Source organism: uncultured Meiothermus sp. (genome assembly GCF_937863175.1).
Taxonomy (GTDB): domain Bacteria; phylum Deinococcota; class Deinococci; order Deinococcales; family Thermaceae; genus Meiothermus.
Genome location: NZ_CALMCQ010000179.1, coordinates 1 through 6,157, shown reverse-complemented (window position 1 = coordinate 6,157; position 6,157 = coordinate 1). Strand labels below are relative to the sequence as shown.

The window sequence follows — 6,157 nt, the reverse complement described above, 5'->3', positions numbered from 1 at the left end:
CTGGTGGGCTGGGTGCTCTACCCTGTGGAACTAATTATCCTGCAGCACTGGCTGGACAGCCCGGAATCGAGAATCCCTTTCTTGATCTCCATTCCCGCCCTAATTAGCACTGTATTGATACTTTTTGATCGTAAGACCCCCTGGATACGCTGGTTTTTCATCGTTTCTATGTGGATTTCGGTGCTGACGGGGATTATCGGAGCCTACTATCACTGGGTGTGGAACTTCGAGGGCGAGATAAACTGGGAGTTTAGCGCTGCCATGGAGGCGCTGGCGGGATCGAGACCTGTTCTGGTTGCCCTGGTCTTCACCCATATGGGGGTGACCGGGTTGCTGGCGGTATATCGCACCGGCAAGGAGGTGCAGGGTGATTGAAGCCTTAATCAAAGCCAAAAGCGAGCAGGAGCGCCTGCTGGAGTTTTTGCGTACAGCCTTTTTACTGCTGGCAGCGTTTGGGTTTGCTTTCTATGCGGTGGAACACTGGGTGCTCCGGCACTACCTCGAGTCCTGGCAGTCTCGAATTCCCTTCTATGTCTCCCTGGTTGGCTTTCCCCTGACCCTGCTGATGTTTTTCCATCGAGGGCGGTTGATCCGCTACCCCTTCATGGTCTGGATGGTGGTTTCCCTCATAACCGGTATGATCGGTGCATACTTCCATCTGGTCTGGAACGCCCAGGATGCCGAGGTGAGCATCTGGACCCTAAGCGGATTTTTGGAGGCGTTTACCGGCTCGAGGCCAGTGCTGGCGGCGCTGCCCCATGCGCACATAGGCGCGGTGGCCCTGATCGTTGGCTGGACCATCACAGATAGATAGGAAACAGGAGTACAGGTATGAATCTCATGCGCGTTTTAATGGCGATGGCACTAATCGGCTCAACCTTTGCTCTGGCCCAAAGAGCACCCACCATTGATGGAAGAATAAGTGCGGGGGAGTATGCCCAGACTCGCAAGCACGAACGCTCCGGCCTGACCATCTCCTGGAGCATTGTTGGGGACACCATATTTATTGCTCTACAAATAGAAAGCCCCGGCTGGATGGGAATTGCCATGCTGGCTGAAAGAGAAGATCGGAAGAGAGGAGCCGATACCTATATCTTTACCATGGATGGCGGTAGATTTACTGCTCTGGACATGATTCAAGTTAGACGCACCGATGACCCTGAACTCGATACTGCCGAGGGCGGCAGGAACTCCATTCTGCAGTCGGCTGGAACCCATGCGGGTCAGACCTGGACGGTTGAATTCTCGCGCAAACTCAAGACGGGAGATGCAACCGATATGGAGATCGTTCCAGGTCAGCGGTTTATTCTGATGATTGCCATTGCTTCCAAGATGGATATCAAGGAAGAACATCGAAGAGGAGAGCGCTGGCAGATCGAAAATTTCAACTTCTGAACCTATCTAACGCTTTGTTAACCCGCCCTAGCCTCGCCGATTGAGCGCCAGTACATGCTCGATGGCCTGGGCAAAGCCGTTCTCGCGCACGTGGCCGGTAATGTGATCGGCCACTGCGAGTATTTCATCTACCGCATTGCCCATGGCAATCCCCAGACCGGCATCGCGGATGGCCTCGAGGTCGTTGTGGCTGTCGCCAATCATGGCAATCTCCTCGAGGGAGACCCCATAGTGTCCGGCCAACCAGCTCAGCCCAGATGATTTGGAGATGCCCTTTTTGATCACGCCCGTAATCACCTCGCGCGGGCTCAGATACTCGGCCAGATCAATCTCGGGCAGTGCTTCCAGGTCGGGCTTGACCGTTTCCCACAGGCTCAGATCGGGCACCACAAACCATAGCCGCACCAGGGTCTCGCGGATGTTCTCGAACGCTGCCGAGCGGGCCACCACCCCGGTCATCTCGATATGGGTCAGGAGTTCGGGGGGCATCAATTCGCTTTCGTAGTAGCGCCCGTTGTCTGCGCCCATCAGGTCGAAGGGCAGGCCATTTTTGCGCGCAATGGCAACGATTTCCTGTAGCCGGGGCACCGGCTCCGCATGCAGCGACCTACCCCAGGCGTCGCAAATTGAAGCTCCATCGTTGAATACATGGGGACCATCCGGCTGTAAGCCCTGTGCATACTGAAGACCGTGCCCCCCCTGAGGGCGACCGGTACAGACCGCAAACTTCAAGCCGGACGCACGCCCACGCTCAATGGCCGCCCAGGCCGACGCGGGTATGCCGAGGGTTCTTCCAGCATAGAAGGTTCCATCCAGATCAAGGGCTACCAGTTTAATCATTCCGTATCTCCCTACCCATCTTCGCAACAAGTAAATAACTTATTCACGAACTTTACTTATCGTGAAAATAAGCACATACTAGCGCTCAAGGTACCGCTCCCTTAGCATGTCCAGGGCCTGCTCGAGGCCACACTCACCCACCGAATTCACCACCCGATCGGCGGCCTGCTGAACCAGATCCGGCGCGTTGCCCATGGCAATGCCCAGCCCGGCGGCCCGGATCAGCTCGAGGTCGTTTTCACCATCCCCGACCATTGCACACTGGCGCAAGTCCAGACCCAGTTGGGCCGCCACCCATTCCGCCGCCGCCCGCTTGGACACCCCCGCCGCCGTCACCGAATTAAACCCGACGCCCAGAATTCCGGGGCTGGTCGCTTCGTGCAGCTCTACCTCGGGCATGACCCGCAGGGCCTCGCGTACCGCCCGCCATCCCGGGGAGGGGCGGGACACATACTGTACTCGAATAATTTGCCCAGGAATCCTGTCGAGGTTTTGCAGCTCAGCCCCAAACCCCAGCATGTTTTCGTGCGCGATCAGGTCGGGGTGGGCAGTTTCGCGGTAAAAACCACCCTCGGCGGTATAGACCTCAAATGGAACCGTATATGCTCGGCTCAGAGCCAGCAGTTTCTGATAGACCTGCGGTGGCAGTGCCGAGACCCGGACTGCTTCTTTGTGGCCCGAAACCACCACTGCCCCCGACTCGAAGATATGAAAGCCTTCGGGGTCGAGCCGCTCGGCGTACTCGAGGGCGAAGCCACGTCCGGGCCGCCCGGTACAGATGCTCAGATGCAGCCCTGCCGCCCTGGCCCGCGCTGCAGCATCCCAGGCACACGGGGGAACCCCGGAGGGACCAAACAGGGTTCCGTCCACGTCTATGAGCACAAGCTGGATGGGTTTATTCATGGCGTTGGTTTCCGGTCGGTTGCAAGATGTTCGGCATGTAGCCGCGCATACGGGTGTGTAAGGAAATAAAGCGATGCTGCCTAGTTGAGGCTGCCTCCAAACTCCACCACGCCGTTGGCGGCCACGACTGCGGTGCCGCCAATGAACACCCCCAGGATGTTGCCAGCAGGGCCATACTCGACCCTCACCTCTACCTGTCCGGGGCCGCCCATGCGGTGGCCCTGGGTAACGGTCAGGCGAACCAGACCCTCCCAGCGCGGCACCACCCCTGCGCGGGCCAGCAGTGCGCCCAGGGCTGCGTTGGGTGAGCCGGTCACGGGGTCTTCGGGGATGCCCAGTGCGGGCGCGAAGGTACGGGCATAGAAGTGGCGAGGACCATACGGAGCATAGACGTGAACGGTGGCGACCTCGAGTTTCTCCGACAATTCGGTCAGTTTTTCCATATCCGGCTCGAGACCATCTACCAGCCCAGGGGCTACCACCGGCATGAACAAAGTCCACAAGCCGGTAAATGTGATGCCATAGGGCAGGCCCCGGTGCAAATAACGTTCATCAGCGCCCATCACCTCGATAAACTCCTGCAGCACCTTCCAGGAAGGGGGATCGCGGAAGCGGGGTACCGGGCTTTGCACCAGGGCCCGTCCACCCTCGAGTTCGACCATCAGGGCTTCCCCGATGGTGCGCAAATAGAGTTTTTTGATGCCAGCAGACAGCTTTCCTTCCGTTGCCAGCGTGAGTGCCAGGGCTACGGCGGCATGGCCGCTAAACTCCACCTCCCCATTGGCGGCAAAAAAACGCACCCCAAACCCCGAGCCGTCCCAGTCGGTCACAAAAGCCGCCTGGGGTTGTCCAAGCCGGGCAGTCACCCGCTGCATCTCCTCGGTGCTCATCCCCCGCGCGTCCAGAACCAGCGCCACCCGGTTGCCTCCACCGGGCGTTTCGGTAAAGGCATCCACCAGCAGGTAAGGGATTCGGTGAGACGTGCTAGCCATGGGATACCGCCTTTGGGAGCAAAGAGGCCCAGAAACAGGGCAGGGGAGAGGGGAAGCGTCGGTTGACCGCCGATTCACCCAGCTGCACAGCGTAACCTGCATCCCGACCCCTGTCCTTCGACCCCCTCACGAATCACCCCGTACGACAAGCCCAACCGTGGCAAGCTGGCCCTCATCCACGAGGGCGGGCGCACCGGTAAGGGTTTCTTTGCCCTCCTTGTTTTTGGGAAAGGCGATCACCTCCCGGATGGACTCCTCGCCTGCCAGGTTGGCGACGAAGCGATCCAGTCCCCAGGCAATCCCGCCGTGGGGGGGTGCCCCGTAGGAAAGGGCCTCGAGCAGAAAACCAAACTTTTCCTGCGCTTCAGCCGGCCCAATGCCGAGCTGTGCAAACATCCGCTCTTGCAGGTCGCGGCGGTGGATACGGATCGAGCCTCCCCCAGCCTCGCTGCCGTTAAAGACAAAATCGTAAGCATAGGCCCGCACCTGGCCGGGGTCGGTTTCCAGCAGGTGCAAGTCGTCGAGATTGGGACTGGTAAAGGGGTGGTGCATGTAGGTCCAGCGCCCGTTGTCTTCGTCCCATTCCAGCAAAGGAAAGTCTACCACCCACAAAAATTTGAAGCCTGGCTCGATCAGGCCCAGCCTTCTGCCTAGCTCGAGCCGCACCGCTCCCAGGCTCTCTACGGTCTTGCGCCAAGAACCCGCCACCAACAAGAGGGTCTGGCCCTCGGTGAGGGTTACTTGCTCGCGCAGGCTGGATGGGATGAATTTGGAAATGCCGCCGGTGAGCGCGCCATTTTCTATCCTGGCCCAGGCCAGTCCAGCCGCCCCTTTGGATTTGGCAATGGCCTCGAGTTCCTCAATCTCCTTGCGTGGCAGCAGCCTCGGCACCGCCAAAACCTTAACTGTTTCAGCGCTGGCAAAGGCGCGGAACTCGCCGCCCTGGAAAGCCTGGGTCACGTCACTGAATTCCAGTCCGAAGCGCAGGTCGGGTTTGTCCGAGCCGTAGCGGTTCATGACCTCGGCATAGGTCAGGCGGGGGAAGGGGAGGGGCAGCTCAACCCCGGTGGTTTCGCGCACCACATAGGCAGCCAGCCGCTCGTTGAGGTCAATCAGATCGTCCTGGGTCACAAAGGACATCTCGAGGTCGAGCTGGGTAAAGTCGGGCTGGCGGTCGGCACGCAGGTCTTCGTCACGGAAACAGCGGGCAATCTGGAAATACCGGTCATAGCCTGCGACCATCAGCATCTGCTTGAAAAGCTGGGGCGACTGGGGCAGCGCATAAAAGTGGCCGGGCTCGAGCCTTGAAGGCACCAGAAAGTCCCGCGCACCTTCGGGGGTAGAGCGGGTCAGGTAGGGGGTCTCGACACTGATGAATCCTTCCTGGTCAAGAAAGCGATAGATCGCCGCAATTACCTTATGCCGCAGACGCAGGTTGTCGTGGAGTCGTCTACGACGCAAGTCCATCACGCGGTTCTTGAGGCGCACTTCCTCATTTACGGTCTGGTCTTCCTCACCGCGCCAGGCCGCATCAATGGGAAAAGGGGGGGTTCGGGCCTCGGAGAGCACTTCCAGCCGGTTCGCCACCACCTCGACCCTCCCGGTCTTGATTTTGGAGTTAGTCTGCTCGGCAGGCCGTGAGCGCACCTCCCCTTCGATACGCACTACCCACTCCGAGCGCACCTTGTTGGCCTCGGCAAAACAGGCTCTATCGGGACTAACCACAACCTGCACAATTCCTTCGCGATCCCGCAAGTCTATAAAAATCAGGCCCCCCAGATCACGCCTCCGGTTGACCCAGCCTTCCAGCACCACCGACTGTCCAGCATGTTGTTCACGCAAGTTGCCGCAATAGAGCGTACGACGCATAGGCTTTAGCATACCGTTTTGTGAAAACTTCTCAAATCACCGCTTTACGAACCCGGCCCGCAGTGAAAAAACAAATTGGCCTTAATACTGCGGCAGTTTAGAGTTATAAACATTTTTATATATGATTATTTAGATATAATGTAACCCGTTATGGAGTC

Annotated in this window: 7 protein-coding genes; 3 read left to right on the top strand and 4 right to left on the bottom strand. The window is 58.6% G+C overall.

The window, feature by feature from the left end:
• The 3 genes from Q0288_RS06950 to Q0288_RS06940 form a co-directional block, all read left to right on the top strand.
• Positions 1–375: hypothetical protein (locus Q0288_RS06950; RefSeq protein ID WP_299429081.1), on the top strand; the 375-nt coding region annotated here is incomplete at its 5' end.
• Positions 368–814 carry a hypothetical protein gene (locus Q0288_RS06945; protein ID WP_299429079.1) on the top strand — a complete coding sequence of 149 codons (447 nt, stop codon included), beginning with the start codon at positions 368–370 and terminating at the stop codon, positions 812–814. The genes Q0288_RS06950 and Q0288_RS06945, both read left to right, overlap by 8 nt.
• Positions 815–831: 17 nt before the next feature.
• The gene (locus tag Q0288_RS06940) at positions 832–1,395 is read left to right on the top strand and encodes a DOMON domain-containing protein (protein ID WP_299429077.1); all 564 of its coding nucleotides are present in this window, start codon (positions 832–834) and stop codon (positions 1,393–1,395) included.
• 27 nt (positions 1,396–1,422) lie between these two features.
• On the opposite strand, the gene Q0288_RS06935 is transcribed toward Q0288_RS06940, so the two are convergent.
• The 4 genes from Q0288_RS06935 to aspS all read right to left on the bottom strand — a co-directional run bounded on the left by Q0288_RS06935 (position 1,423) and on the right by aspS (position 5,999).
• The gene (locus Q0288_RS06935) at positions 1,423–2,235 is read right to left on the bottom strand and encodes an HAD-IIB family hydrolase (RefSeq protein ID WP_299429075.1); all 813 of its coding nucleotides are present in this window, start codon (positions 2,233–2,235) and stop codon (positions 1,423–1,425) included.
• Positions 2,236–2,313: 78 nt separating this feature from the next.
• Positions 2,314–3,138 carry an HAD family hydrolase gene (locus Q0288_RS06930; protein ID WP_299429073.1) on the bottom strand — a complete coding sequence of 275 codons (825 nt, stop codon included), beginning with the start codon at positions 3,136–3,138 and terminating at the stop codon, positions 2,314–2,316.
• Positions 3,139–3,218: 80 nt separating this feature from the next.
• Positions 3,219–4,130, bottom strand: coding sequence for a PhzF family phenazine biosynthesis protein (locus Q0288_RS06925; protein WP_299429071.1), 912 nt, complete (start codon positions 4,128–4,130; stop codon positions 3,219–3,221).
• 126 nt (positions 4,131–4,256) lie between these two features.
• Complete coding sequence (gene aspS / locus Q0288_RS06920) at positions 4,257–5,999, bottom strand: aspartate--tRNA ligase (RefSeq protein WP_299429069.1); 1,743 nt, start codon at positions 5,997–5,999, stop codon at positions 4,257–4,259.
• Positions 6,000–6,157 lie beyond the last annotated feature (158 nt).